Raw genomic sequence first — 26,260 nt, 5'->3', positions numbered from 1 at the left:
CACGGAGCGGGCGGCCATCCGGCCGCCCGCTCGTCAACATTTCGATCAGGGATATCGGGCATGGCTGATGTCGCAATTCCCCGGGCCAAGCCTCAGATGAGCGAGGACACCGCCTGGACCCGGCTCAAACACAATCGCAATTGGCTCGGCTTCTGGTTCATGGTGCCGGCCATGGCGTTCCTGATCTTTTTCCTGGCCTATCCACTCGGGCTCGGCATCTGGCTGTCTTTCACCGACACCCGCATCGGCAGGGTCGGGCACTTCGTCGGCACCGAGAACTACGAGTGGCTGTGGGACGACTCGATATTCTGGCTGTCGGTGTTCAACACGCTGCTCTACACTACGGTCGCAAGCGCCATCAAATTCGCGGTCGGGCTCTATCTCGCGCTGCTGCTGAACGAGAACATGCCGTTCAAGGCGATGCTGCGCGCGATGGTGCTGATCCCCTTCATCGTGCCGACGGTGCTCTCGGCGCTGGCGTTCTGGTGGATCTTCGATTCGCAATTCTCCATCATCTCGTGGTCGCTGAAGCATCTCGGCCTGATCAACCAGAACATTAATTTCCTCGGCGACACGACATGGGCGCGCATTTGCGTGATCTTCGCCAATATCTGGCGCGGCGTGCCGTTCGTGGCGATCACGCTGCTGGCGGGCCTGCAGACGGTGTCGCCGTCGCTCTATGAAGCCGCGACGCTCGACGGCGCCACGCGCTGGCAGAATTTCCGCTTCATCACCTATCCGCTGCTGACGCCGATCATCGCCGTCGTGATGACCTTCTCGGTGCTGTTCACCTTCACCGACTTCCAGCTGATCTGGGCGATGACGCGCGGCGGCCCGGTAAACGCCACCCATCTGATGGCGACGCTGTCCTACCAGCGCGCGATCATCGCCGGGCAGCTCGGCGAGGGCGCGGCGATATCCAGTGCCATGATTCCGTTCCTGCTCGCTGCGATCATGGTGTCCTGGTTCGGCCTGCAGCGCAGGAAATGGCAGCAGGGAGAGAGCAATGACTGATCTGCCGACCAGATCGATTGATCTCAAGGCCGTGCTATCGGGGTCCTCTCCGACGGTGGCGAAGGACGATCACAGCGAGGGCATGAGCTATCTGCAGTCGGTGCCGCGCCGGCTCGTGACGCTGTACCTGCCGCTCACAATCATCGTCGTTGTCCTCCTGTTTCCGTTCTACTGGATGGCGCTGACCTCGGTGAAGCCGGACGACCAGCTGCTCGATCTCGACAAGTTCAACCCGTTCTGGACCTGGAATCCGACCTTCAAGCATTTCCACAAGCTGCTGTTCGAGAGCTACTATCCGCACTGGCTCTGGAACACGATGTACGTGGCGATCTGCGCCACCATGCTCTCAATCATCGCGTCGGTGCTGGCTGCCTATGCCATCGTGCGCTTGCGCTACAAGGGCGCCAATCTCGTCGGCGGGCTGATCTTCCTCGCTTACCTGGTGCCGCCGTCGATCCTGTTCATCCCGCTCGCGACCGTCGTGTTCCAGTACGGCCTGTTCGATTCGCCGCTGGCGCTGATCCTGACCTATCCGACCATCCTGATCCCGTTCTCGACCTGGCTCTTGATGGGCTATTTCAAGACCATCCCGTTCGAGCTCGAGGAATGCGCGCTGATCGACGGGGCGAGCCGCTGGCAGATCCTGACCAAGATCGTGCTGCCGCTCGCGATTCCCGGGCTGATCTCGGCCTTCATTTTCTGCTTCACGCTGTGCTGGAACGAGTTCATCTACGCGTTGACCTTCCTGCAGTCGACCAGCAACAAGACGGTGCCGGTCGCGATCGTCAACGAGTTCGTGGACGGTGACATCTACCGCTGGGGCTCGCTGATGGCCGGAGCCCTGGCCGGCTCGCTGCCGCTCGTCATCCTTTACGCCTTCTTCGTGGAGCATTATGTGTCCGCGATGACCGGCGCCGTGAAGGAATAGTCGCGCGGTCTGCCACGGGCGCGCGCCCGGGACAACTGCCAACGGCTGCGCGTTCCGGCCAATAAGAAGGAGTTGAGCTCTTGCACATTCTGGTTCTGGGCGCCGCCGGCATGGTCGGCCGCAAACTCTGTGAACGGCTTTTGCGCGACGGCCGGCTCGGCAAGAGCGACATCACCAAGCTGACCCTGCATGACGTGGTCGAGCCCAAGCAGCCCGAAAAGGCCGGTTTCCCCGTCGAGACCGTGTCGGGCGATTTCGCCGTGCCCGGCGCGGCCGAAAAGCTGATCGCCGGCCGCCCGGACGTGATCTTTCATCTCGCCGCGATCGTCTCGGGCGAGGCCGAACTCGATTTCGACAAGGGCTACCGCATCAATCTCGACGGCACGCGGATGCTGCTCGACGCCGTCAGGCTCGTCGGCGGCGGCTACAAGCCGCGCGTGGTGTTCACGTCCTCGATCGCGGTGTTCGGCGCACCGTTCCCGGATGCGATCGGCGACGAGTTCTTCCACACCCCGCTGCTCAGCTATGGCACCCAGAAGGCGATCGGCGAACTCCTGCTGGCCGACTATTCGCGCCGCGGCTTCCTCGACGGCATCGGCATCCGCCTGCCGACGATCTGCATCCGGCCCGGTCTGCCCAACAAGGCGGCATCGGGCTTCTTCTCCAACATCCTGCGCGAGCCGCTGGCCGGCAAGGAAGCGATCCTCCCGGTGTCCGAGAACGTCCGTCACTGGCATGCCACGCCGCGCTCCGCGGTCGGCTTCCTGCTGCACGCCGGCACCATGGACCTCGAAAAGGTCGGCCCGCGCCGCAACCTGACCATGCCCGGCCTGTCCGCGACCGTCGGCGAGCAGATCGCCGCCTTGAAGCGGGTGGCGGGCGACAAGGTCGCCGCGCGCATCAAGCGCGAGCCTGATCCGTTCATCGTCGGCATCGTCGGCGGCTGGCCGCGCAATTTCAATGCGAAGCGGTCGCTCGAGCTCGGCTTCACCACCGCCGAGAAGACCTTCGACGACATCATCCGCATTCACATCGAGGATGAACTCGGCGGCAATTTCGTCGCCTGATCTCCGGCAGAGCGGGTACCCGAGATGGCGAGCGTTGCTTGCATCGGCGAATGCATGGTCGAGCTCAGGCAGGCGCAAAGTGGCGCGTCTGCCGGGCAGGGCGGTGGGCTGTACTCGCGCGGCTTCGGCGGTGACACCCTCAACACCGCCGTCTATCTGGCGCGGCTCGAGGTCAAGGTCGATTATCTCACCGCGCTCGGCGACGACGCCCTGAGCGACGAGATGATCGCGGCCTGGGCCGCGGAGAACGTCGGCACGCGCCGCGTCGTCCGGCTGGCGGGCAAGCTGCCCGGCCTCTACATGATCCAGACGGATGCGAACGGCGAGCGCCAGTTCTTCCACTGGCGCGACAGCGCGGCGGCGCGGCAGCTGATGAGCCTGCCGGAGACCGGCGAACTGCTCAACTCTTTGATGAGCTACGACATCATCTATCTCTCCGCGATCACGCTCTCGATCTATGATCAGGCCGGGCGCGAGCGCCTGTTCGCGGCGATCAAGCGCGCGCGCCTGCTCGGCACCCGCTTCGTGTTCGACACCAATTTTCGCGCGCGTGGCTGGCCGGACCGCGACGTCGCCCGCGCGGTGTTCGAGGCGGCCTTCGCGGCCGCCGACATCGTGCTGACCTCGACCGAGGACCTGCTCGCGCTTTATCCCGGTGAGAGCAACGATCAGCTGATGGCGCGCATTCCGACGTCCGAGCTGGTGTTCCGGCTCGCGGAGCCGGCGAGTCTGCTGCGCTTCCCCGGGGCGACCCACGAAGTCCGCGCCGAACCGATGACCAACCCTGTCGTCGACACCACGGCGGCCGGCGACAGCTTCGCCGCGGCCTATATCGCGGCCCGGCTCGCCGGTTCCGATCCGGTCGAGGCCGCACTATCAGGGCATCGCCTCGCCAGCGTCGTGATCTGCTATGCCGGCGCCATCATTCCGGGCTATGCCATGCCGCCGAAGAAGCGGCACCGGCCGGCGACCTCCCGCCAGGCGACCAAATAAAGATCGAGACCCATGACCACCAGCGCCCAACAGAACCACCTTGCCGCGCTGTTCAAGGCGGCGACCGTGATCCCCGTGCTCACCATCGAGCGCATCCAGGATGCCGTGCCGCTGGCGCGCGCGCTGGTGGCCGGCGGCGTCCGCACGCTGGAGGTGACCATGCGCACCGCCGTTGCGATCGAAGCGGCGCGGGCGATGATGGCCGAAGTGCCCGAGGCGGTCGTCGGCATCGGCACGATCCTCAATCCCGCCGACTTCACCCGTGTCGAGAAGCTCGGCGTCGCCTTCGCCATCAGCCCGGGCCTGACCCCGGATCTCCTCAAGGCCGCAGCCCACAGCTCCCTGCCGTTCGCGCCGGGTATCGCCACCGCGTCCGAGCTGATGATGGCGCTGTCGCACGGCTTCGACGTCGCAAAGTTCTTCCCGGCCGAGCAGGCCGGGGGCATCAAGGGCCTCCGCTCGCTTGGCGGACCGTTCCCGAACGTGCGGTTCTGCCCGACCGGCGGCATCGGCGAGGCCAATGCGGCCAACTGGCTCGCCGAGCCCAACGTGCTCTGCGTCGGCGGGTCTTGGCTGTGCCCGTCCGCCGAGATCAAGGCCGGGAACTGGGCCGGCATAACTGCCATCTGCCAGCGCACCCTCAAGGCCCTGAAACCCGCGTGAAGTCTTGCTCTCTCTGGGCTAAGACTTAGCTCAGGAAGAGACCCCCAGGGAGAGATGACCATGACCGCCAGCATCGTCGGATGGGCGCATACGCCGTTCGGCAAGTTCGACACCGAAACAGTCGAAAGCCTCGTCACCCGCGTGGCCAATGAAGCGATGGCCGATGCCGGCATTTCGGCCGGCGATGTCGACGAGATCGTGCTTGGCCATTTCAACGCCGGCTTCTCGGCGCAGGATTTTACCGCCTCGCTCGTGCTCCAGGCCGACCCCAAGCTGCGCTTCAAGCCGGCGACCCGGGTCGAGAACGCCTGCGCCACCGGCTCGGCCGCCGTGCATCAGGGCCTGCGCGCGATCGCCGCGGGGGCCGCCAAGATCGTCCTGGTGGTCGGCGTCGAGCAGATGACCCGCACTCCGGGCCCCGAGATCGGCAAGAACCTGCTCAAGGCGTCCTACCTGCCCGAGGACGGCGACACCGTCGGCGGCTTCGCCGGCGTGTTCGGCAAGATCGCCAGCTCCTATTTCCAGAAATACGGCGACCAGTCCGATGCGCTGGCGCTGATCGCGGCCAAGAACCACAAGAACGGCGTTGCCAATCCCTTCGCCCAGATGCGCAAGGATTTCGGCTTCGACTTCTGCCGGGCCGAGAGCGAGAAGAACCCTTACGTTGCCGGTCCCCTGAAGCGGACCGACTGCTCGCTGGTCTCCGACGGCGCCGCGGCGCTGGTCCTGGCCGATGCCGAGACCGCCAAGACGATGACCAAGTCGATCGGCTTCCGCGCCACCGCGCATGCCCAGGACTTCCTGCCGATGTCCAAGCGCGACATCCTCCAGTTCGAAGGCTGCACGGTCGCCTGGCAGCGCGCGCTGGAGCAAGCCGGTGTCACGCTCAACGATCTCTCCTTCGTCGAGACCCATGACTGCTTCACGGTCGCCGAGCTGATCGAATACGAAGCGATGGGCCTGACGCCGAGGGGGCAGGGCGCCCGCGCCATCAAGGAAGGCTGGACGCTCAAGGACGGCAAGCTGCCGGTCAATCCGTCCGGTGGCCTCAAGGCCAAGGGCCATCCGATCGGCGCCACCGGCGTTTCCATGCATGTGATGACCGCGATGCAGCTCGCCGGCCAGGCGCCCGAGGGCATGCAGCTCAAGAACGCCAAGCTCGGCGGCATCTTCAACATGGGCGGCGCCGCGGTCGCCAACTACGTCTCCGTGCTGGAGCCACTGAAGTAGGCGCCCATAGGGTGGGCAAAGAGGCGAAGGCGCCTTGCCCACCATCTTCCTTGCGTTAGATCATGGTGAGCCGGCTTCGCTGGGCCCATCCTAACGCTCCTGACTGATTGGCGGAAAAGCATCATGAGCACTGACTACGAAGACTCGCTGTCGATGGACGCACTCAATGATCGTATCGCGATCCTCGAGGACAACATAAGGCAGCTCATCGAGCAGGCCGCTGCCGCTTCGGGCGAACAAAACGAGTCGCGCATCGCCGACCGGATCAGCCAGCAGAACGAAGAGCTCGACCGGCTCCTCAAGATCCGCGAATCCCGCCAGAAGAAATAGCGGCCGATATCACCGCGCGACGCATGCGGCCATACGCAGGCCGCCCTTGCGCGCGCGGCACCGCTGCCCTTAGCTGGACCGAAATCGCGGGGCCGCGCTTGAGCCCCCTGCGCGATCGGGAGTGAACGAATGGGGCCGCTGAAGGGCATCAAGGTCGTCGACATGACCACCGTGCTGATGGGGCCTTATGCGACCCAGATGCTCGGAGACTATGGTGCCGACGTCATCAAGGTGGAATCGCTCGATGGGGACGTCACCCGGCTGATCGGCCCGACGCGCCATGCCGGCATGGGCCCGGTGTTCCTCAACACCAACCGCAGCAAGCGCTCGATCTGCCTCGACCTCAAGAAGCCCGCCGGTCGCGACGCCGTGTTGCGGCTGCTGAAGGATGCCGACGTATTGGTCTACAACGTCCGTCCGCAGGCGATGGCGCGGCTTCAGCTCGGTTACGACGTCGTCTCGAAAATCAATCCGCGCCTGGTCTATGCCGGCGTGTTCGGCTTCGGTCAGGACGGACCTTACGCCGCCAAGCCCGCCTATGATGACCTGATCCAGGGCGCCACCGCGCTGCCGGCCTTGATGGCGCAGACCGGCGACGGCGTGCCGCGCTATGTACCCAATGCGCTTGTCGACCGCATCGTCGGCCTCACCGCCGTCGGCGCGATCTGTGCCAGCCTCGTCCATCGCGACCGCACCGGCCGCGGCCAGCGGGTCGACATTCCGATGTTCGAGACCATGGCCGGCTTCGTCATGGGCGACCACATGGGCGGGCTGACCTATGAGCCGCCGCTCGACAAGGGCGGCTATGCCCGCCACCTCTCGCGCGACCGCAGGCCCTACAAGACCTCGGACGGCTATCTCAGCGTCATCGTCTACAACGACAAGCAGTGGGAGAATTTCTTCAAGGCGACGGCGCGCGATGATCTGCGCGCCGATCCCAAATTCGCGACCTTCGCCGGCCGCGCCGCGAACATCGATGTCGTCTATGCCGAGCTCGCGCGCATCTTCGAGACGCGCAGCACGGCCGAGTGGATCGACCTGCTGACCAAGGCCGATGTGCCCGTGATGCCGATGCATGATTTGCAGGGTGTGCTCCACGACGAGCATCTGGAGGCGACGAACTTCTTCCCGGTCGTCAACCATCCGACCGAAGGCCCGATCCGCAGCATGAAGGTGACGGCGACGTGGTCGGAGACGGAGGCCGGGCCGGTGCGGCTGGCCCCGCGTCTCAATGAGCACGGCGCGGAGATTTTGCGCGAGATCGGATACTCCACAGACGAGATCGCCGCCATGGTCCGCGACGGCGTCACTCGATCAGCGCCGGAGTAGGGGATGACCTTCGCTCTCTCATCCGTCATTCCGGGGCGCGCCCGCTTGGGCGCTAGCCCGGCCTCCATTCATCCTCCGCACATGCCGCTCGATGGATTCCGGGCTCGGCCATTCGGGCCGCCACGGAACGACGAGGAGGAGAGAACATGAGCTTCATCACCGGCGTCGGCCTCACGCCGTTCGGCAAGCACGAGGGTTCATCGTCGCTCGACCTGATGAGCAAGGCCGCGCAACTTGCGCTCGACGACGCAGGCCTGAAGCGCTCCGACATCGACGGCATCCTGTGCGGCTATTCCACGGTCTCGCCCCACATCATGCTGGCAACCGTGTTCGCCGAGCACTTCGGCATTCGCCCGTCTTATGCGCATGCCGTGCAGGTCGGTGGCGCCACGGGGCTGGCGATGACGATGCTGGCACATCACCTCGTCACATCAGGCGTCGCACGCAACGTGCTCGTGGTCGCCGGCGAGAATCGCCTCACCGGGCAGAGCCGCGACGCCTCGATCCAGGCGCTGGCGCAGGTCGGCCATCCCGATTACGAGGTGCCGCTCGGCCCGACCATCCCCGCCTATTACGGCCTCGTCGCGACGCGCTACATGCACGAATACGGCGTGACCGAACAGGATCTCGCCGAGTTTGCGGTGCTGATGCGCGCCCACGCCTGCACCCATCCCGGCGCGCAATTCCACGAGCCCATCAATGTCGCCGACGTCATGGCCTCGAAGCCGGTGGCGATGCCGCTGAAGCTGCTCGATTGCTGTCCGGTGTCCGACGGCGGCGCGGCTTTCATCATTAGTCGCGAACGGACCGGCGAGGCGGGCGTGCGCATCCGCGGCTGCGCCCAGGCCCACACGCATCAGCATGTCACGGCGGCGCCGGCACTCAGCGAACTCGGTGCGGAAATCTCGATCGCGCGCGCCAAGGAGGCTTCCGGCCTTGCGATCTCCGACGTGCGCTACGCCGCGATCTACGACAGTTTTACCATCACGCTCGCGATGCTGCTGGAAGACCTCTGCCTTGCCGGCCGCGGCGAGGCTGCGGCCCGCGTCCGATCAGGCCATTTCAGCCGCGACGGCGCGATGCCGCTGAACACCCATGGCGGCCTGCTCAGCTACGGCCATTGCGGCGTCGGCGGCGCGATGGCGCATCTGGTCGAGGCGCATTTGCAGATGACGGGGCGGGCGGCTTCCCGCCAGGTGCGCGACGCCTCGATCGCGCTCCTGCACGGCGACGGCGGCGTGCTGTCGTCCCATGTCAGCATGTTCCTGGAGCGGGTGCGATGAGCGAGCGTCTGGCGGACTGGACCAAGGGCGAAGCGGCCGTCACATTTCAGACCTGCGGCGCCTGCGGCCATGTGCAGTACTTCCACCGCGCCTTCTGCGCGGCGTGTGGCGAATCGGATCCGGGCGAGCAGCGCGCCAGCGGCAAGGGCACGGTGTACGCGACCTCGCTGGTCTGCCGCGCCGCGACGCCTGAGACCCGCGCTCACGTGCCCTACAACATCTTGCTGGTCGATTGCGCCGAGGGCTTTCGCATGATGGCTCACGGTGAGAACGATCTTGCCATCGGCGATACGGTCACCGCGAGCTTCAAGCCGTTTGCCGGAAAGCTTGTGCCGTTCTTCACGAAGGAAACGTAGAGGGATTCGTCATTCGGGGGCGGTCAGACGACCGAGCCTGGAACGGGTATTCTGGGCCTGGCTTGCCAGGGCCGCGTTTTGCGCGGTCCCGGGAGAGCCACCCCGGAATGACGAAAACTCTGAAACGCGAACTAACGCCCGTAGAACAAGATGCTGGCGATGACGAGCATCGCTGTCACCGCCAGCATATGCGCGAGCGCTCCCGAGGCCGCCCCCTTGGTGGCTTCCTTCATGCCTTTTCTCCCTAGACTTGGGCGTGACTCATCGTCGTGCGGCTCGCGCACCCCGACGGCCAATTGTTTTACTCGGAACACCCCATTTGCGAGTACTCACCGCGATGTGTCCCCACGCAGCGAATATCGACTGTCTCAAGGTCGATCAGCAATGCGGCGGCATTTTGACTCGATGTTGTTGCTCCGAAGGACGCGCAAGAATACAGTTTCGCGAAACTTTCGCCGCTGGCGACAAAAAGCATCAAAAACTCAGGGAAAACTTCAGGAAAATCATGGCCCGCATCGATTACAGCGACCCGTCCAAGGCATCCGACCGTACCCGCGAAATTCTCGACAAGAATCGCAATGCCAACATCTTCCGCATGATGGCGCACTCGCCGAGCTACTTCGAGCAGTACTGCCGCCTGGGCGGCGCCATCCGCCACAAGGGCGAGCTCGATCCGGTCGTGCGCGAACTCGCGATCACCCGCACCGGCATCTTGTGCGAGGCCCCGTACGAGATCGTCGCGCACAAGCGGATCGGCAAGAATGTCGGCGTCACCGATGCGCAGAACGAGGCGCTCGAAAACTGGCAGGCCGCAACCTGCTTCGACGAGGTCCAGCGCGCCGCGCTCGCCTTCACCGACGAGATCGTGAAGCTGAAGAAGCCGACAGATGCGACCTTCAAGGCGATCGCAGCGAAACTGACGCCGGCCGCGCTGGTCGAGCTGCAGCTCTCGGTCGGCTTCTACATCATGACCTCGAAATTCCTGGAAACGTTCGAGATCGATCTTCAACCCGTCACCGAAGTGGTGGGCTGATCGAAGGACCGCGATGAGGGATGCCGATGACGATCGATGAATATGCGGCCTGGGCCGCAAGCATTGCGAAAGTCGATCAGCATCCTTCCAACGAGCGGCTGTCCTATCTCGGGCTGGGCCTGGCCGGTGAGGCCGGCGAGGTCGCCGAGCACATCAAGAAGCTGCTGCGCGACGACTGGCTCGACAAGGCGGGGCTCGTCGATGAACTCGGCGATGTCATCTACTACTAGGCCTGCCTGTGTGCCGCGACCGGCCAGCAGCCATCCGATCTGCTCGAAAGAAGCGCGGCGAAGATCAGGCGGCGGCTGAGCGAGGCGGCGAGCCGCTAAAGAACGGCGCCAATTGGAGACAAGACAGCTTCCACAGCGTCATGCCCGGACTCGTCTCGGGCATCCACGTCTTGCCAAGCGGTAATAAGAACGTGGATGCCCGAGACGAGCCCGGGCAAGACGACTTCTTGCGGCGCAAGGTCGACAGACATCACGTCGACGTCAGGATATCCACCTTGGCGTTGGCGACGATCAGGCGGTCGGCCAGGAGTTTCGCCAGGTTGCGCATGATGCGTTCGCTGGCGCGCGGATGCTGCTTACGGAAGCGCTCGAAATCCTTCAGCGGCACTTCGTACGCCGTCGCGGCCATGTCGGCGAACACGTCGGCCGAGCGCGTCGGCTCCAGCAGCGCCATCTCGCCGAAGGCCATACCGGCGGTGAGGGTTGCCAGTCGGACGCCGTCGGGCAAGGTGACGTGCACCGCGCCGCTGCGCAGAAAGAACAGCGAATTGGCGGGATCACCCGTGGTGAGGATCTTCGCCCCCGACGGATATGTGCGGACAATGCCGATCGAGGCGAGGTCTGTCAGCTCTTCCTCGCTGAGCCCTTCGAGCAGCGGCTGCTCGGCGAGTTCGGTGGTCTCGTGGAAATCGATCGAGCCGCCATAGCGGTAGACGATCTGGTCTTCAGCCCATTCGATCGCGGTGTCGAGCAGATAGAAGTCGCGGACGTTCTTCAGCTCGGCCGTCCATTCCCGCAACGTATCCCATTCCTTGGATGCGCGCCTGACGCCCGACAGCACCACCGTGACGTTGAGTGCGGCGAGCTCTTCGAACGCCTCGGCGACGAGCCGCGCCCCGGCGCGGGTGGTGGAGGTGACGCGATGCAGATCGAAGATCACGAATTGGGGACGGGGCCGGGCGGCGAGCCGCCGGGAGACGTAGTCGACCGCCGACAGCGACAGCGTGCCGACCAGTTCGATGATCCGCACCTCCTGCTCGTGGGCGGCGAGAATCTCGCGCTCCTGCGGCCGGCGTACGCGGCGTGACGGACTCTTGCCGATGTCGTAGTCGGCGATGACGGCGTTGCGGGCGTCGTCGCTGCGGTTGAGCATGTGCAGGTCGTAATGCGCCGACAGCGCCTCGCAGACCTTGATGCCGCGCACGCTGTTGCCGTGCTTGTCGAGCTTCGGCGAATAGCTGCCGAGCCCGAGGCGGGCGGGGAGAGCGGCGAGGATGCCGCCGCCGACGCCGCTCTTGGCAGGGATGCCAATCCGGTAGATCCATTCGCCGGCATAGTCGTACATGCCCGACGAGGTCATCACCGACAGCGTGCGGGAGATCGCGTAGGCGCTCAGCACCTGCTCGCCCGTGACCGGATTGACGCCGCGATTGGCGAGCGTTGCCGCCATCACCGCGATGTCGCGCGCGGTGACCAACACCGCGCATTGCCGGAAATAGACGTCGAGGACGCCGGCGACATTGTCCGAGATCACCGCATTGGTCTTCAGGAGGTAGCCGATGGCGCGGTTGCGGTCGCCGGTCTGGCTCTCCGAGCCGTAGACGGCTTCGTCCACGGCGAGATCGCGGCCTGCGAAGCGGCTCAGCGCGAGGCGGATCTGTTCGAAGGCCTCGGGCCCCTTGCGGTCGTAGATCAACCCGGTGCAGGCGATCGCGCCGGCATTGACCATCGGATTGAACGGATGGTTGTCGGCATTGAGCCGGATCGAGTTGAAGGGATCTCCCGACGGCTCGACGCCGATCGCGCTCTCGACCCGGCTCGCGCCGAGCAGGTCCAGCGCCAGCGCGAACACGAACGGCTTTGACATGGACTGGATGGTGAAGGGCACCCTGGTGTCGCCGACTTCGTAGACATGGCCGTCCAGTGTCGCGAGGCTGATGCCAAAACAGGCAGGATCAGCCTTGCTCAGTTCGGGAATGTAATCGGCGACGCTGCCTGAAGTTTCGGCAGAGAATTCGTTCAGGCAATTGTCCAGAAACCGCAGCAAGGGCGGCTTCGAGCGGGTCCAGGCAGCGGCGAGAGGCGAGAGGCGGGTCATCGCCTCTCTTGTGCAACGCAATCAGGGTACGCGCAACCCGTTCGGGACCATGCTCTGGCGTCGGACCAGCAGCAGGGCGAGCAGAATCGTGGGCAGGAGGATGCCAAGGCCGAGCAGCGTCACCTGCATCTGCGACAGCGGCATGATCCCGCCGCCCGGCGTTGCCACCACGAAGCCGCCGATCACCAGCAGCACGCGGATCGGCCATTCGAGGCTGCCTGCGCCGCGCAGATCCCCGACGAAGGGCTGGTAGCCCTGGATGCCGCCGCAGATGAACAGCGTGCCGAACGCAGCGAGTCCCATCAGGCCGAGGCCGGCCAGATACGGGCTCGGCCCTTGCAGCACCAGCGCCGGATTGAGCACGAAGAAGAACGGGATGAAATAGATGATGCTGCCGACCCACATCGATTCCCAGCCCGTCTTCATCGCCGGCGAGCCGGCAATGCCGGCCGCGGCGAAGGAGGCGATCGCGACCGGCGGCGTGATCGACGACAGCATGCCCCAATAGAAGATGAACATGTGCACGGCCATCTTGTTCAGTCCGAGCTTTTCCAGCGCGGGCGCGACCAGGATGGCGAGGAAGATATAGCAGGCGGTCGTCGTCAGCCCGAGGCCGAGGATGAGGCTGGTGAGCGCGCACATGCCGAGCAGCAGGAACGGGTTGTCGCCGGCAATGTGCAGGAGGTCGTTGGCAAGGCTCGACACCACGCCGGTCATCGAGAACGCGCCGATCAGGAGGCCGCATCCGGCGAGAATGCCGACCAGCTCGACGAAGGTGCGGCCGTTGACCTCGAGGAATTTGCCGATGGTCGCAAAGGTCCAGCGCGTGTCCTTGGAGAAGAGCTGGTTGAGCACCAGCAGCAGCGCGGTCGCGTAGAACGGCGCATGGCTCTCGCGCTTGAAGTAGAGCAGCATCACGATCAGCAGGGCGATGACGAAGACGTAGTACCAGCCGTCCTTGATCGTATCCATGATCCGCGGCAGCTCGGCGCGTGGAATGCCCTTCAGCCCATGGCGCGCGGCGTAGGAATCGACCTGCATGAACAGCCCGATATAATAGAGCACGGCCGGAATGATCGCGGCGACCGCGACCTCGGCGTAGCTGATGTTGAGGAATTGCGCGATCACGAAGGCGGTGGCGCCCATCACCGGCGGCGCCAGCACCGCGCCGGTCGAGGCGCAGGCCTCGATCGCGGCGGCATAGGAGGCGCGGAAGCCGCTCTTCTTCATCACGGGGATGGTCATGGTGCCGGCGGTCAGCACGTTGGAGATGATCGAGCCCGACATCATGCCGAGCAGGCCACTGGCAAAGATGCAGACCTTCGCCGCGCCGCCGCGGAACGTGCCGCACAGCGCGAAGGCGAGGTTGATGAAGAACTTGCCGGCGCCGGTCATCATCAGCGCGGTGCCGAACACCAGGAAGCCGATCACGGTGTCGGCGAAGGCCTGAATAGGGATGCCGAGCAGGCTTTCGCCGGATAGCACGTGATAGGCAGTTGCCTGCTCCAGAGTCGATTGCGTGCCGCGGAACGGCCCGAGCCAGCCGGATTCGGCGAACAGCGGGTAGAGCGTGAAAGGGAGCACGCTCAACAGCAGGCTCCAGCCGCCGGTGCGGCGCAGCGCTTCCATCAGTATCGCCCACATCACGAGGCCCGCCGCGATCACGTTGGTCGGCGCTCCGCCGAATTCCCAGCCGGCTTCCGCAGCCTTGCGCACGCTCGACATCAGGAGCAGCGCCGCGGCGAAAGTCGCCACGAACAGGACGAGATCGTACCAGGGGATCCGGTCGAGCGGCGCACGATTCGTGCCCGGAAAGATCAGGAAGGTGAACGGCAGCATCAACGCGATCAGGAGATAGAAATACTCCGTGTTGAGCTGGGTGTAGCCGATGAAGAAGCGCAGCGAGAATTGCTGGTTGATGCAGAGCAGGATCGTCGCCGCGGTCGCCGCCACCAGCGCCCAGCGCCAGACGCCGCGCAAGGTGCGCACGCGCGTCACCTCCGCCTCCTGCATGTTGGCGGCGGCGCCGTGCGGATCGTCGAACACGACCCGCTTGGGCTCGTCTTGCGGGGCGATGGAGGTGGAAACAGAAGACATCATCGACCCCGTGCGTGGGCAGTTGAACGCTAGAGATTAATCCTCGAACCCGTTCGGCATGTCGGCTTTCGCAAGCGCCGCCGCGCGGGCCTTCATCCAGCCGTCGAGGAATGCCTTGTCGTCCGAGGGGGGATTGGACTTGCCGTAATCGGTCCACGCGGCCGCCAGCACCTCTTGCCGCTTGATCAGTCTGTTGTTGTGCGTCTCCTGCGCATCGCTCCATTGCCCGGCTTCCTTCAGCGCCTTCACCGAGCCGGGATGCACCGGCACCACCCAGTTCTTGGTCTGACGGTCGGCCGCGAGCCCGCCGGCGCCGGGCGCTGAATCCTTGTAGGCATCGTAATTCGTGATCATCGCCTTGGTGATCGCATAGACCTGGTCGGCCGGCTGCGAGGCGTAGGCGACGAAGATCGGGTAGGGATAGTTGCCGAGTTCGACCGGCTTCTCCGGCGAGATGCCGGCACCGCAGGTCGCGGTTTGCGGGAAGAAGAACGAGCCGACCTTCTGCATCCGCGCCCAGCCTTCCTTGTCCTTGGCAGGCAACGGCGGCCAGATCAGGCCGCGCGGCGAGGTCTCGGCTTCCTTGGCGGGACCGGTGATGGTGGTGCCGAAAGCGGCATCGACGTCGTTGTTGATCAGCCCTTTCCACATCGCGCCGTAGCTTGCGAACTCGACGACCTTGACGTCCTTCTGGGTGAGCCCCGCGAAGGCGAGCACGGCGAGCGAGTTCTGGTTCAGCGCGGGCGAGCCGACCACGAAGCCGACGCGCTTGCCCTTGAGGTCCTTCAGCTCCTTCACGCCGGTGTCGGCGGCGACGCCGAGCGAGCCGCAATTGCAGTCGACGGTCGAAAGCAGGATCTGGAGCGGCTGCGGGCCCCACTCCTTCGCGCCGAATTCGAACACGCCTTCCTGTGCGAAATAGGTGCCGGATCCCATCGCCGAGGATGCGGCGCGCTTGGCGCGTAGCGGCGCGAGGCGGGCGACGTCGTTTCCCGCGGGCAGCACGCGCACGTCGGTGCCGTATTTGTCCTTCATCATCTTGCCGACGCCGACCGCGATGTTGAAGCCGGCCGTTCCGGTGTCATAGGCGGTGAACGTCAGCGTCGCCGGCAGCTTGATGTCTTCGGCGAACGAATAGCGTGTAGACGCAAAAGAAATGCCGGCCACCAGGGCAGGCGCGAGCAATAGCAGCCCACGAAGCATGTTTCCCTCCAATGAACTTCGCGTTCGCCGCGAAGATTTTCGTTCTTTGTTTGAAACAGAGTTTTGTTTGAGACGGATCATGTCATCCGTATCAGGCGATGGCAACGCTGTACCGCGCATGTGGGAATGAGACTGACAGATTGCCGCGGAAACAATGGAGAACGCAGCCGACTCGCGACGATCGCGGCCGCGTTGTGTCTCCCCGACGACGTCATCGAGCTTCATCGGAGGCGACGTGATCATGCCGCTGGCCGGCGAGGATGCCGGCATCTCCATCTCCACGGCTTCGCCGATTACAATTTCATCGCCATCCGCAACGGTTCCTCCAACTTGAACGGGAGTTGCGCAGACGCGCCGCGCGATGCCCGTGACGCATCTTAATTTCTGGCATGCCATCGCCTTTTTGTTGTCGTTGCAAAATGAGTGAGGTAGCGTCGTCTCCAAGTGGAATTTAATTCCGCACAGCGGAACAAGTGGTAGGGAACATGGGAAGACGATCCGAGCGGTTGAGTAGGCAAGGCGTGCTCGCTGGCGATGCCGGCGAGGGTGATGTCATCCAGGTGGTGTCGCGCGCGTTCGACGTGTTGCGATGCTTCGAGGGCCACGAGGCCAGGCTCGGCAATCTCGAAATTTCAAACCGCTGCGGCCTGCCGCGCTCGACGGTGTCGCGGCTCACGCACACGCTGACGCGGATGGGCCAGCTGGTCTATCTGCCGCGGGATCAGAAGTATCGCATCGGCCCGAGCGCGGTGGCGATGAGCGCTTCGATGATGAAGGGCGCGCAGCTGCGCAGCATGATCCGGCAACGGCTGCAGGAAGTCGCTGAGCAACTGCCGGGCACCGTCGGCTTCGTCGTGCCCGATCGTTTCCATCTGGTCTATCTCCAGTTCGCCCGCTCGGCCTCGGCGCTGGGCCTGCACGAGGGCACCGGCAGCCGCATCTCGATGGCTTCGACCGCGGCGGGCGCAGCCTACACCGCGGCACTGGCGCCGGAGATCGGCGACGCCTTCATCGCGGACATCGAGCGCGAAGCGCCCGAGGCCGCGAAGATCCTCAAGCCCCGCATCGAAGCCAACCGGCAGATGTTGCGCGAGCGCGGCTATGTCGTGGCCTGCGGCCTGTGGAGCCCGCACATCAACGGGCTCGCGGTGCCGATCTGGTCGCCGCAGTACCAGACCTATGTCGTCATCACGATCGGCCTTCTGTCCACGATGTATGACGAGCAGAGGCTGCATGCCGAAGTCGCACCGCTGATGCTCGAACTCGGCCGTTCGCTCGCCAGCCTGATGGAGGGCACGGAGGGTGACGCCTTCAACAACCGCATCTCGCGTAAACCGGTCGCAATGGCCGTGCACAACAATAACAAGCCGATCAATTCGGAGGGAGTGAATGAACTGGAAGCCGGAACTCGACGAGCTCGCCCGGCGCGAAGCCTTCGCGCGGGAGATGGGCGGCGTTGACAAGGTCAAGCGACAGCATGACCAGGGCCGGCTGACTGTTCGGGAGCGTATCGACAAGCTGATCGATCGCGGCAGCTTCCACGAGATCGGTGCCGTCTCCGGCATCGGTGAGTACGATTCCAGCGGCGAGCTGCAGAAACTGACGCCGGCGAACTGCGTGTTCGGCCGCGCGCGGGTCGATGGCCGCACCGTGGTCGTGGTCGGCGACGATTTCACGGTCCGTGGTGGTTCGGCGGATGCGTCGATCTCCGCAAAGCCTTTGATGGCGGAGGAGATGGCGCATGATTTCCGTCTGCCCATCGTCCGCATCGTCGAAGGCTCCGGCGGCGGCGGTTCGGTCAAGACCATCGAGACCAAGGGCGCGGCGAACCTGCCGGGCGGCATCGGCGGCACGCGCTGGTATCGCTTCACGACAGAGAACCTGTCGCGCGTGCCGGTGGTCGCTCTCGGTCTCGGCTCGGTTGCAGGCTTGGGCGCCGCGCGGCTTGCCGCCAGTCACTATTCGATCATGACGCGCAAATCGGCGATGTTCGTCGCTGGGCCGCCGGTGGTGAAGGCGCTGGGGCAGGACCTCTCCAAGGAGGAGCTCGGCGGTGCCGATATCCAGACCCGCGCCGGCGCGGTCGATCATGCCGTCGACACCGAGGAGGAAGCCTTCGCCTGCGCGCGGCGCTTCCTGTCTTACCTGCCGTCCTCGGTCTACGAGCTGCCGCCGACCTTGCGCTGCACCGACAATCCGGAGCGCAGTGACGAGGCGCTGATGAACGCGGTGCCGCGCAATCGCAAGCAGGTCTACAAGATGCGGCCGATCATCGAGTCGGTCGTCGACAGGGGCTCGTTCTTCGAGGTGGCTAAGAATTTCGGCAAGCCCATCATCGTCGGCCTCGCCCGGCTCGAGGGCAGGGCGGTGTTGGTGCTCGCCAGTGACAGCTTTCACTATGGCGGCTCGTGGACGGCGGATGCGTGCCAGAAGGTGGTGCGCTGGGTCGACTTCGCCGAGACCTTCCATCTGCCGGTCGTCTATCTCATGGATTGCCCGGGCTTCATGATCGGTCTCGACGCCGAAAAGGCGGCGACCATCCGTCACGGCGTCCGCGCCATGGCCGCGGTGAACCAGACCACCGTACCCTGGTGCACCGTGATCCTGCGCAACGCGTTCGGTGTTGCCGGTGTTGTGCACCAGCCGGCCGACCGCTTCTCGATCCGCTACGCCTGGCCCTCGGCCTATTGGGGCTCGCTGCCGCTCGAAGGCGGCATCGAGGCGGCCTACCGTGCCGACATCGACGCGGCCGAGGACAAGGCGGCCAAGCTGGAGGAAATCCAGGAGCGTCTCAATAAGCTGCGCTCGCCGTTCCGCTCGGCCGAGAAATTCTGGGTCGAGGAAATCATCGATCCCCGCAAGACTCGGTCGCTGTTGTGCGAATTCGCGCGGCTGGCAGAGCCCTTGCGCAAGCCGGGACCGGCGGAGAATTTCTCGATCAGGCCGTAGCAGTGCGGCTGTTGTTGCGAAGCAATCGAGTAACTCAATAAACGCGCGACAGCCCGGAAAGAACAACAGGAAGCGCCAATCGTGTATGACTTCATTATCGTGGGCGGCGGCTCGGCGGGGTCCGTGCTGGCCCACCGTCTTTCGGCGAAGAGTGCCAACAAGGTCCTGCTGTGCGAAGCCGGTCAGGACACGCCGCCCGGCAACGAGCCGGCCGAGATCAGGGACAGCTATCCGGGCACGGCCTATTTCGATCCGCGCTTCCACTGGACGGAGCTCAAGGTCACGACCCAGGTGGTCAGCCACAACAATCCGAACGAAGCCCGTCCTCCGTTGCGCAAATACGAGCAGGCGCGCGTGCTCGGCGGCGGCTCGTCGATCAACGGCCAGATGGCCAACCGTGGCGCTCCGACCGATTACGACGAATGGGACGCGCGCGGCGCCGAGGGCTGGCGCTGGAACGATGTGCTGCCGTTCTTCAAGAAGGTCGAACGCGACCTCGATTTCGACGGTCCCTACCACGGCAAGGACGGCAGGATCCCGGTACGCCGCATCCCGCGCGAGCACTGGACGAAGCATTCGCAGGCCTTCGCCGATGCCTTCCAGCAGGCCGGCCATCGATTCCTGCCCGATCAGAACGGCGAGTTCGTCGACGGCTTCTTCCCGGTGACGCATTCCAACCAGGCCGAGCAGCGCGTCTCGGCCGCGATGGGCTATCTCGACCGCGACACCCGCCAGCGCGCCAATCTCACCATCTCCACCAACACGCAAGTCCGCGAGCTGCTGTTCGAAGGCACCCAATGCGTCGGCGTGAAGGCCGTGGTGAACGGACGCGAGCAGGAATTCCGAGGCCGCGAGATCATCCTCTCCAGCGGCGCGATCCATTCTCCCGCGCATCTGCTGCGCGCCGGCATCGGTCCCGTCGGCCACCTCAAGGATATGGGCATTCCGGTGCTGATGGGGCTGCCCGGCGTCGGCCAACGCCTGATGGATCATCCCTCGATCTCGCTATCGTCCTTCGTACGCCGCGGCGCGCGCATGAACGAGCACACCAGGCGCCACATGCAGCTCGGCCTGCGCTATTCCTCCGGTCTCGAAGGCGTACCGAAGGGCGACATGTTCGTCGTGCTGCTCTCCAAATCGGCATGGCATGCGGTCGGCGAACAGATCGGCTCGCTCTTGACCTTCGTCAACAAGACCTATTCCGAGACCGGTCAGGTCAAGCTCGCCTCGCGCGATCCTTCGGCCGAGCCGATCGTCGAGTTCAATCTGTTGTCCGACCGGCGCGATCTCGATCGCCTGATGAGCGGCTTCCGGAAGATGGCGGCCATTCAGATGAGCGACATCGTGAAGAAGGTGACGGACAAGCCGTTTCCAGCCGCCTAACCGACAAGGTCCGCAAGATCGGCGTGGTCAATAACAAGAACAGGCTCCTGACCAAGATCGCCGCGACCCTGATGGACGGACCGGCGGCGCTGCGCCACTACATGATCGACAATTTCGTGGTCGAGGGGTTCACCTTCGATCAGGTGATCAACGACGACGACGCATTGGAAGCTTTCGTGCGCAAGGCGACCATCGGGGTCTGGCACGCCTCCTGCTCATGCCGCATGGGCCGTGTCGATGATCCGATGGCCGTGGTCGACAATCAGGGACGCGTCAAGGGCATCCAGGGCCTGCGCGTCGTCGACGCCTCGATCTTTCCGGTGGTGCCGTGCGCCAACACCAACTTCCCCGTGCTGATGTCGGCGGAGAAGATTGCGGATGCGATGATGCAGTCCGGTTGAGTCCTCGCGCGTTCGCGGCTTTGGCGCGACCTGGACATAACCTAAGTTAAGGGCGGAAGCAGAAGCCTCTTTCTGCCGCGCTTTCGGCCCATTTCGGTCAAACCAATATTGGTTTCTCCGAAGTGGGGCAGGACCCTCCAGCTCAGAGTCCTGCAATGATCAAGCAAGTTGTTTCCGCGTGTTTCCTCTTTATCGCCGCCTCCGCCGCTTCCGAAGCGCGGCACTATCGCAATCTTCAAGCGCCCGAATGCAACGTCACCATGCCCTGCGATTTCTCGTATTCGCAAACGCGTCGCGCGCCGGCTCCCCGCCAACAGCTACAGGCCTATCGCTCCACGCGAATGACGGTGGGCGATGCAGGCAGCGCCACCACGATTATCGGCACGTCGGGCGATCGCGTCGTCGGCGGCCGGCCGGCCGGTTGTCCCTCATCCTTCTGCGGCTGCGGTGCCTCGCTGCGCGTGTTCGGCCGCGTCGTGCCGGAATTGAATCTGGCGTCCAACTGGCTGCGCTTTCCGCGCACGGCGCCGGCGCCGGGCATGGTCGCGGCGCGCCGCGGCCATGTCTTCGTTCTGGAGCAGCATCTCGCAGGCGACACCTGGATGGCGTATGACGCCAATTCCGGCGGTCACGCCACGCGTATCCACGCGCGTTCGCTGCGGGGCTACACGGTCGTCAATCCGCGCGGCTGAGACCGTGGCGCAGGTGCCCGGCGTTCATCACAGCCGGAGCACCTTGCCGGGATTCATGATGTTCTCGGGATCGAGCGCGCGCTTGATGGTCCGCATGATGTCGAGCTCGGTCTTCGAGCGGTAATGGCTGAGCTCGTCGAGCTTGTCGATGCCGATGCCGTGTTCCGCCGAGATCGAGCCGCCCATCGAGGTAACGAGATCGTTCACGGCCCGCGTGATGGCGCCCTTGTATTGGGTCAGCGTCTGCTGATCCATGCCCGATGGCCCCATGAACGAAAAATGCAGATTGCCATCGCCGATGTGCCCGAGCGGGTAGGGCCGGATGGTCGGGAGAATATCGCGCACGTCCTTGGTGCCCTTGTCGATGAACTCCGGAATCCGCGAGATGGCCACCGACACATCGAAGCTCAGTCCCGGACCTTCGGCCCGGGAGGCCTCGGCGACAGTTTCGCGGATGCGCCACATGTTACGCGATTGACCGACCGTTTGGGCGATCACCGCATCGAGTACGCGGCCGGCCTCGAGTTGATGGCCGAGAAACTGCTCCATCTTCTCGGACATGCCCTCCGCGCCGTCCTGGCGCGCCCGCGAGGACGACCATTCCAGCAGCAGGTACCATGGCGTGTTCGCCTTGAGAGGATCCTGGGTGCCGGGAATATGGCGCAGCACCATGTCGATGGCGGCGCGGCTCATCAACTCGCACGAGCCGACATTGTCTCCGGATGCCGCATGCGCCTCCGACAGGATCTCCAGCGCCGCGCGCGGATCGCGGATCGCCAGCCATGATGTCGAGATGTCCTTCGGCGCCGGCCACAGCTTGAGGACGGCCTTGGTGATGATGCCGAGCGTACCCTCGGCGCCCATGAAGAGGTGCTTGAGGTCATAGCCGGTGTTGTCCTTCTTCAGCGCGCGCAATCCGTCCCAGACATCGCCGCTTGGCAGCACCACCTCCAGCCCCAGCACGAGATTGCGGGCATTGCCGTAGCGCAGCACCTGCACGCCGCCGGCATTGGTCGACAGGTTGCCGCCGATCATGCACGAGCCCTGGGCGCCGAGGCTGAGCGGCAGGAACCTGTCGTGCCGGCTCGCCGTCTCCTGAAGGGTCTGCAGCACGCAGCCGGCCTCGACCGTCATGGCATAGCCGACGGGATCGACGTCCAGCACGCGGTTCATGCGGCCGAGCGACAACACGATGCCGGTGTGTGCAGGCCAGGGCGTGGCCCCACCCATCAGGCCGGTGTTGCCACCCTGCGGCACGATGGCGACGCCGTGCTGATGGCAAAGCCGGACCACTTTCGCGACTTCCTCTGTGCTGCCGGGCCGGACGACGGCGCCGGCACTGCCAGCCAGCAATCCCCGCCAATCCGTCACGAACGGCTGCTTGCCGTGCTCGTCCTCGATGAGGCCCTTCTCGCCTACGATCGCGCGCAACGCATCGCGCATCTCGCTGGTCAAGGGAGTGGTCGGAATGATGGGTTCGGACGACGGGAAGGCAGTCGGCATTTTCGTTTCCCCTTGGCGCATCTTGCTGTGCACTGCGCACGTAACGTGCCCCGCTATTGTTCACGATTGGCGCGGGGAGTCTAACGGCAAGATGTCCCGAACTGGGGCCGATGGGCGAGCGAGCCGCGACCCCGCTAAATCATTGATCACGAATGATCCGGCTACAGTGCATGGGGTTGTTTTGGCATTTTCGGCCGGCCGGACGCCTGCCGTCAGCTCAAGAATTCGCTTTACAAGAATTCGGATATACCGTAGGTTTGCGCATCCCGCCCGCCGAAAGGGGCGTTTCGCGATCGTCACGAGACGCGGGTCGGGAGGCGGTGGCCGCGACGGCGTCGGCGCGCTGGGCAGACTGCAGGGCGGGAATCCCCGTGAGCAGCCGCACGCGCGATACGACACGGCGCTGACAGCGTCCTCGTTCAGTCCCGGTGGCGAGCGCACGCCAGCCATCGGAGACAGGGGCGGGGATGTGCGCGGCGGCAAAATCGTGTGGTCCTGACGCCCGGGGTCTGTGCGTCAAGTGTTGCGGTGATGTCGCGGCCCAACCGGGTTCGCTCATCAGTCATCCGCAAGGCGACGGGGGCAATAGTGCATCGCTCCCCGAGGAGAGCGCGACATAAGCCGTAAAACCATCCGTGCAGGGAAGGCCGGGCGACCGGCAACACCTGTGGTCCACCCCGTGCGCGTCTCTTTTCGCACACGGGACTGCGGGTGCCAGCCGGCGCCCGGCCTTCCCTGCGCCCTTTTCTCGAACGAGAGGGCGCAAAAGAGAGCAAAGCTCGGGCGAACTGAGTCGCGAGAAGGCGGACGTGCGTCCGCATCCCGGCGGAGGCGAGACTCTCGCAAAGCCTGCTAGGTCGAGGCCGCCGCTGGCTGCAGCTTCGGTTGCCGCGAGAGTGCCAGCACGATCAGCGCGGCGAACACGCAGAGCGCACCGGCGATGAAGAATGCGGGCAGGTAGCTCTGGAGAAGCGTGCGCGACAGGCCCGCACCGAACGCCGCGGTTCCGGCGCCGAGCTGATGGCCGGCAAAGATCCAGCCGAACACCAGATTGGCGCGCTCGGGCCCGAATTTCTGCGCGGTGAGGCGCACCGTCGGCGGCACCGTCGCGATCCAGTCGAGACCGTAGAACATCGCGAAGATCGACAGGCCGTAGAACGAGAAATCGCTGAACGGCAGGAAGATCAGCGAGAGCCCGCGCAGGCCGTAGTACCAGAACAGCAGATGGCGGTTGTCGTAGCGGTCTGACAGCCAGCCCGACATGATGGTGCCGAAGAAGTCGAAGATGCCCATCGCCGCGAGCAGGCTCGCCGCCTGCACCTGCGGGATACCGAAATCGAGGCACATCGGAATCAGATGGACCTGGACGAGACCGTTGGTGGAAGCGCCGCAGACGAAGAAGGTCGCGAACAGGATCCAGAACGCGCGCGACTTCGACGCATCGCGCAGCGTGCCGAGCGCCACGCCTGTGATCGAGCCGTGGCTCACGGGCGGAGCGGGCAGGGGCTCGGTGCCCTCGTCGCCGAACGGGCGCAGGCCGACATCGCTCGGACGGTCGCGCATGACCAGCAGGACACCCAGTGCCGAAACGCCAAGCGCGATGCAGACGAAGCCGAGTGCCAGCCGCCAGCCGTAGCGCTCGGTCAGGCTTGCGAGCAGCGGAAGGAATACGAGCTGGCCGGTGGCGACGCTCGCGGTCAAAATGCCGACGACGAGACCGCGCCGTGCCGCAAACCAACGCGTGGCAATCGTGGCGCCCAGCACCAGCGCGGTCATGCCGGTGCCGATGCCGATCACGACGCCCCAGAGCGCGACGAGCTGCCAGACCTGGGTCATGCCGAGCGAGACGAGCAGCGCCGAGACGACGATAAGCTGGGCCAACAGCGTGACGTTGCGCAGGCCGTAGCGGTTGAGCAGGGCGGCGGCGAAGGGCGCCATCAGCCCGAACAGGATGAACCGGATCGACAGCGCAGAGGAGATCTCCGCCGTGCTCCAGCCGAACTCCTTCTGCAAGGGAATGATGAACACGCCGGGCGCGCCAACCGTGCCCGCGCTGATGAGCGCGGTGAGGAAGGTGACGCCGACCATCACCCAGCCATAATGGATATTGCGGCGGGACAATGCTGCCGCGAGCCAGTTCGAGATCATAGTGCCTCAGTGTGGGTTGGCGAGGCCCGAGGGACCCGCGTCATCGTTGCAGTCTGGCACGAACAAGGGAAGTCTGAAATGACAGACTTCCCTCTATTTCGGACAAAGCGGTCAGCGCCCGGGCCGCTCCACCGCGATCGCCGTGGCTTCGCCGCCGCCGATGCAGAGCGCGGCGATACCACGCTTGAGGTTGTTCGCCTCGAGCGCATGCAGCAGCGTCACGATCAGTCGCGCGCCGGTGGCGCCGATGGGATGGCCGAGCGCGCAGGCGCCGCCATTGATGTTCAGCTTGTCGCGGGGAATGCCGAGGTCGCGCTGCGCCGCCATCGCCACCACGGCAAAGGCCTCGTTGATTTCGAACAGATCGACGTCGGAGGCGGCCCAGCCGACCTTGTCGAGCAGCTTGCGGATCGCCGGGATCGGCGCCGTGGTGAACCATTGCGGCTCCTGGCTGTGGGTGGCGTGGCCCCTGATCTCAGCGAGAACGGGCAAGCCGTCCCGATCGGCAAGCGAACGCTTCGTCAGAACGAGCGCTGCCGCGCCGTCGGCATTGGCGGAGGAGGCGGCCGGCGTGATGGTGCCGTTGGCGCGGAATGCCGGCTTGAGGCCGGGGATCTTGGCCGGATCGACCTTCAGCGGATGCTCGTCATTGGCGACGATGCGGGGACCCGCCTTTTCCGCGAGCGTGATCGGCGCGATCTCGGCCTTGAACGCGCCGCCCTCGACCGCCTTGCGGGCGCGGCCGAGTGTCTCCATCGCAAAGGCGTCCTTGTCCTTGCGGGTGAACTGATAGGCCTCCGCGGTGGCCTCGCCGAAATCGCCCATGGAACGGCCGGTCTCGTAGGCGTCCTCGAGGCCGTCCATCATCATGTGGTCGATGATGCGGTCATGACCGACGCGATAGCCGCCGCGCGCCTTCGCAAGCAAATAAGGCGCGTTGCTCATGCTCTCCATGCCACCGGAGACGACGATGTCGGCCGAGCCCGCACGGATGATGTCGTGCGCCAGCATGGTCGCTTTCATGCCGGAACCGCAGACCTTGTTGACGGTGGTCGCGCCGGTGGCGTCGGGCAGCCCGGCCGCGCGCGCCGCCTGCCGCGCCGGCGCTTGGCCTTGTCCTGCCGGCAGCACGCAGCCCATGAAGACCTCGTCGACCTTCTCCGGCGCCAGCCTCGCGCGCTCCAGCGCTGCGCCGATCACATGCGATCCAAGCTTGTGCGCGGGGAGCGGCGACAGCTCGCCCATGAAGCGGCCGAGCGGGGTGCGGGCGGCGGAAACGATGACGACGGGATCGGCGGCTTCGGCCATGATGGAGCTCCCTTGGCGATGA

At 64.9% G+C, this 26,260-nt stretch carries 20 protein-coding genes and 3 pseudogenes; 16 read left to right on the top strand and 7 right to left on the bottom strand.

The window, feature by feature from the left end; translation table 11 throughout:
- Positions 1–60 precede the first annotated feature (60 nt).
- From JQ580_RS07740 to JQ580_RS07685, 12 genes and pseudogenes are all read left to right on the top strand, one after another.
- Complete coding sequence (locus tag JQ580_RS07740) at positions 61–1,014, top strand: carbohydrate ABC transporter permease (protein WP_249133959.1); 954 nt, start codon at positions 61–63, stop codon at positions 1,012–1,014.
- Positions 1,007–1,942, top strand: a complete 936-nt coding sequence (locus JQ580_RS07735) for a carbohydrate ABC transporter permease (protein ID WP_212279046.1) — start codon at positions 1,007–1,009, stop codon at positions 1,940–1,942. The genes JQ580_RS07740 and JQ580_RS07735 overlap by 8 nt, the downstream gene beginning before the upstream one ends.
- A gap of 80 nt (positions 1,943–2,022) precedes the next feature.
- Complete coding sequence (denD, locus tag JQ580_RS07730) at positions 2,023–3,009, top strand: D-erythronate dehydrogenase (RefSeq protein WP_212279045.1); 987 nt, start codon at positions 2,023–2,025, stop codon at positions 3,007–3,009.
- A gap of 24 nt (positions 3,010–3,033) precedes the next feature.
- Positions 3,034–4,002, top strand: a complete 969-nt coding sequence (locus JQ580_RS07725) for a sugar kinase (RefSeq protein WP_212279044.1) — start codon at positions 3,034–3,036, stop codon at positions 4,000–4,002.
- Positions 4,003–4,014: 12 nt separating this feature from the next.
- Positions 4,015–4,665 carry a bifunctional 4-hydroxy-2-oxoglutarate aldolase/2-dehydro-3-deoxy-phosphogluconate aldolase gene (gene eda / locus JQ580_RS07720; RefSeq protein ID WP_212279043.1) on the top strand — a complete coding sequence of 217 codons (651 nt, stop codon included), beginning with the start codon at positions 4,015–4,017 and terminating at the stop codon, positions 4,663–4,665.
- A gap of 60 nt (positions 4,666–4,725) precedes the next feature.
- A complete protein-coding gene (locus JQ580_RS07715; protein WP_212279042.1) occupies positions 4,726–5,895 on the top strand; it encodes an acetyl-CoA acetyltransferase in 1,170 nt (389 codons plus the stop codon).
- A 123-nt stretch (positions 5,896–6,018) separates the two neighbouring features.
- Positions 6,019–6,225: a hypothetical protein gene (locus tag JQ580_RS07710; protein WP_035674530.1), complete on the top strand. Its 207-nt coding sequence runs from the start codon at positions 6,019–6,021 to the stop codon at positions 6,223–6,225.
- A gap of 129 nt (positions 6,226–6,354) precedes the next feature.
- The gene (locus tag JQ580_RS07705) at positions 6,355–7,554 is read left to right on the top strand and encodes a CaiB/BaiF CoA transferase family protein (protein WP_212279041.1); all 1,200 of its coding nucleotides are present in this window, start codon (positions 6,355–6,357) and stop codon (positions 7,552–7,554) included.
- A 146-nt stretch (positions 7,555–7,700) separates the two neighbouring features.
- On the top strand, positions 7,701–8,837 hold the full coding sequence (locus JQ580_RS07700) for a thiolase family protein (RefSeq protein ID WP_212279040.1): 1,137 nt from the start codon (positions 7,701–7,703) through the stop codon (positions 8,835–8,837).
- Positions 8,834–9,193 carry a Zn-ribbon domain-containing OB-fold protein gene (locus JQ580_RS07695; RefSeq protein WP_212279039.1) on the top strand — a complete coding sequence of 120 codons (360 nt, stop codon included), beginning with the start codon at positions 8,834–8,836 and terminating at the stop codon, positions 9,191–9,193. The genes JQ580_RS07700 and JQ580_RS07695 overlap by 4 nt, the downstream gene beginning before the upstream one ends.
- 505 nt (positions 9,194–9,698) lie before the next feature.
- The gene (locus JQ580_RS07690; RefSeq protein ID WP_212279038.1) at positions 9,699–10,226 is read left to right on the top strand and encodes a carboxymuconolactone decarboxylase family protein; all 528 of its coding nucleotides are present in this window, start codon (positions 9,699–9,701) and stop codon (positions 10,224–10,226) included.
- A 26-nt stretch (positions 10,227–10,252) separates the two neighbouring features.
- Positions 10,253–10,555 (top strand): annotated as a pseudogene (locus JQ580_RS07685) (nucleoside triphosphate pyrophosphohydrolase family protein).
- A 151-nt stretch (positions 10,556–10,706) separates the two neighbouring features.
- Here JQ580_RS07685 and glsA read toward each other — a convergent pair.
- The 4 genes and pseudogenes from glsA to JQ580_RS33755 all read right to left on the bottom strand — a co-directional run.
- The gene (glsA, locus tag JQ580_RS07680; RefSeq protein WP_212279037.1) at positions 10,707–12,554 is read right to left on the bottom strand and encodes a glutaminase A; all 1,848 of its coding nucleotides are present in this window, start codon (positions 12,552–12,554) and stop codon (positions 10,707–10,709) included.
- 21 nt (positions 12,555–12,575) lie between these two features.
- Positions 12,576–14,651, bottom strand: coding sequence for a TRAP transporter permease (locus tag JQ580_RS07675; protein ID WP_212279258.1), 2,076 nt, complete (start codon positions 14,649–14,651; stop codon positions 12,576–12,578).
- A gap of 36 nt (positions 14,652–14,687) precedes the next feature.
- Positions 14,688–15,854, bottom strand: coding sequence for a TAXI family TRAP transporter solute-binding subunit (locus JQ580_RS07670; protein WP_212279036.1), 1,167 nt, complete (start codon positions 15,852–15,854; stop codon positions 14,688–14,690).
- Between the two features lie 170 nt (positions 15,855–16,024).
- A pseudogene (locus tag JQ580_RS33755) lies at positions 16,025–16,245 on the bottom strand (acetyl-CoA carboxylase biotin carboxyl carrier protein subunit); the annotation flags it as partial.
- Between the two features lie 94 nt (positions 16,246–16,339).
- Between JQ580_RS33755 and JQ580_RS07665 the strand changes: the two are divergent.
- The 4 genes and pseudogenes from JQ580_RS07665 (at position 16,340) to JQ580_RS07650 (ending at position 21,279) form a co-directional block, all read left to right on the top strand.
- Complete coding sequence (locus JQ580_RS07665; protein ID WP_212279035.1) at positions 16,340–17,314, top strand: IclR family transcriptional regulator; 975 nt, start codon at positions 16,340–16,342, stop codon at positions 17,312–17,314.
- On the top strand, positions 17,244–18,803 hold the full coding sequence (locus JQ580_RS07660) for an acyl-CoA carboxylase subunit beta (RefSeq protein ID WP_212279034.1): 1,560 nt from the start codon (positions 17,244–17,246) through the stop codon (positions 18,801–18,803). Before JQ580_RS07665 ends, JQ580_RS07660 begins: the two co-directional genes overlap by 71 nt.
- An 81-nt stretch (positions 18,804–18,884) precedes the next feature.
- Positions 18,885–20,587, top strand: a pseudogene (locus JQ580_RS07655) (GMC family oxidoreductase).
- Between the two features lie 155 nt (positions 20,588–20,742).
- Complete coding sequence (locus JQ580_RS07650; RefSeq protein WP_212279033.1) at positions 20,743–21,279, top strand: hypothetical protein; 537 nt, start codon at positions 20,743–20,745, stop codon at positions 21,277–21,279.
- A gap of 27 nt (positions 21,280–21,306) precedes the next feature.
- On the opposite strand, the gene JQ580_RS07645 is transcribed toward JQ580_RS07650, so the two are convergent.
- The 3 genes from JQ580_RS07645 to JQ580_RS07635 form a co-directional block, all read right to left on the bottom strand.
- Positions 21,307–22,782 carry an FAD-binding oxidoreductase gene (locus JQ580_RS07645; protein WP_212279032.1) on the bottom strand — a complete coding sequence of 492 codons (1,476 nt, stop codon included), beginning with the start codon at positions 22,780–22,782 and terminating at the stop codon, positions 21,307–21,309.
- Positions 22,783–23,634: 852 nt separating this feature from the next.
- Complete coding sequence (locus JQ580_RS07640) at positions 23,635–24,930, bottom strand: MFS transporter (protein WP_212279031.1); 1,296 nt, start codon at positions 24,928–24,930, stop codon at positions 23,635–23,637.
- Positions 24,931–25,041: 111 nt separating this feature from the next.
- Positions 25,042–26,238: an acetyl-CoA C-acyltransferase gene (locus JQ580_RS07635; RefSeq protein ID WP_212279030.1), complete on the bottom strand. Its 1,197-nt coding sequence runs from the start codon at positions 26,236–26,238 to the stop codon at positions 25,042–25,044.
- Positions 26,239–26,260 lie beyond the last annotated feature (22 nt).

The organism is Bradyrhizobium sp. SZCCT0148 (genome assembly GCF_018129985.1).
Taxonomy (GTDB): Bacteria; Pseudomonadota; Alphaproteobacteria; order Rhizobiales; family Xanthobacteraceae; genus Bradyrhizobium; species Bradyrhizobium japonicum_H.
This window is presented reverse-complemented; position numbering and strand designations above follow the sequence as displayed.

Excerpts from the sequence above, each read along its gene's own strand:
- JQ580_RS07710 (WP_035674530.1), top strand. The coding sequence starts at position 6,019 with ATGAGCACTGACTACGAAGACTCGCTGTCGATGGACGCACTCAATGAT.
- JQ580_RS07695 (WP_212279039.1), top strand. The coding sequence starts at position 8,834 with ATGAGCGAGCGTCTGGCGGACTGGACCAAGGGCGAAGCGGCCGTCACA.
- JQ580_RS07670 (WP_212279036.1), bottom strand. The coding sequence starts at position 15,854 with ATGCTTCGTGGGCTGCTATTGCTCGCGCCTGCCCTGGTGGCCGGCATT.
- JQ580_RS07660 (WP_212279034.1), top strand. The coding sequence starts at position 17,244 with ATGAACTGGAAGCCGGAACTCGACGAGCTCGCCCGGCGCGAAGCCTTC.
- JQ580_RS07700 (WP_212279040.1), top strand. The coding sequence starts at position 7,701 with ATGAGCTTCATCACCGGCGTCGGCCTCACGCCGTTCGGCAAGCACGAG.
- JQ580_RS07735 (WP_212279046.1), top strand. The coding sequence starts at position 1,007 with ATGACTGATCTGCCGACCAGATCGATTGATCTCAAGGCCGTGCTATCG.
- JQ580_RS07740 (WP_249133959.1), top strand. The coding sequence starts at position 61 with ATGGCTGATGTCGCAATTCCCCGGGCCAAGCCTCAGATGAGCGAGGAC.
- glsA (WP_212279037.1), bottom strand. The coding sequence starts at position 12,554 with ATGACCCGCCTCTCGCCTCTCGCCGCTGCCTGGACCCGCTCGAAGCCG.
- JQ580_RS07665 (WP_212279035.1), top strand. The coding sequence starts at position 16,340 with ATGGGAAGACGATCCGAGCGGTTGAGTAGGCAAGGCGTGCTCGCTGGC.
- JQ580_RS07675 (WP_212279258.1), bottom strand. The coding sequence starts at position 14,651 with ATGTCTTCTGTTTCCACCTCCATCGCCCCGCAAGACGAGCCCAAGCGG.
- JQ580_RS07650 (WP_212279033.1), top strand. The coding sequence starts at position 20,743 with ATGATCAAGCAAGTTGTTTCCGCGTGTTTCCTCTTTATCGCCGCCTCC.
- JQ580_RS07725 (WP_212279044.1), top strand. The coding sequence starts at position 3,034 with ATGGCGAGCGTTGCTTGCATCGGCGAATGCATGGTCGAGCTCAGGCAG.
- eda (WP_212279043.1), top strand. The coding sequence starts at position 4,015 with ATGACCACCAGCGCCCAACAGAACCACCTTGCCGCGCTGTTCAAGGCG.
- JQ580_RS07640 (WP_212279031.1), bottom strand. The coding sequence starts at position 24,930 with ATGATCTCGAACTGGCTCGCGGCAGCATTGTCCCGCCGCAATATCCAT.
- JQ580_RS07705 (WP_212279041.1), top strand. The coding sequence starts at position 6,355 with ATGGGGCCGCTGAAGGGCATCAAGGTCGTCGACATGACCACCGTGCTG.
- JQ580_RS07715 (WP_212279042.1), top strand. The coding sequence starts at position 4,726 with ATGACCGCCAGCATCGTCGGATGGGCGCATACGCCGTTCGGCAAGTTC.
- JQ580_RS07690 (WP_212279038.1), top strand. The coding sequence starts at position 9,699 with ATGGCCCGCATCGATTACAGCGACCCGTCCAAGGCATCCGACCGTACC.
- JQ580_RS07635 (WP_212279030.1), bottom strand. The coding sequence starts at position 26,238 with ATGGCCGAAGCCGCCGATCCCGTCGTCATCGTTTCCGCCGCCCGCACC.
- JQ580_RS07645 (WP_212279032.1), bottom strand. The coding sequence starts at position 22,782 with ATGCCGACTGCCTTCCCGTCGTCCGAACCCATCATTCCGACCACTCCC.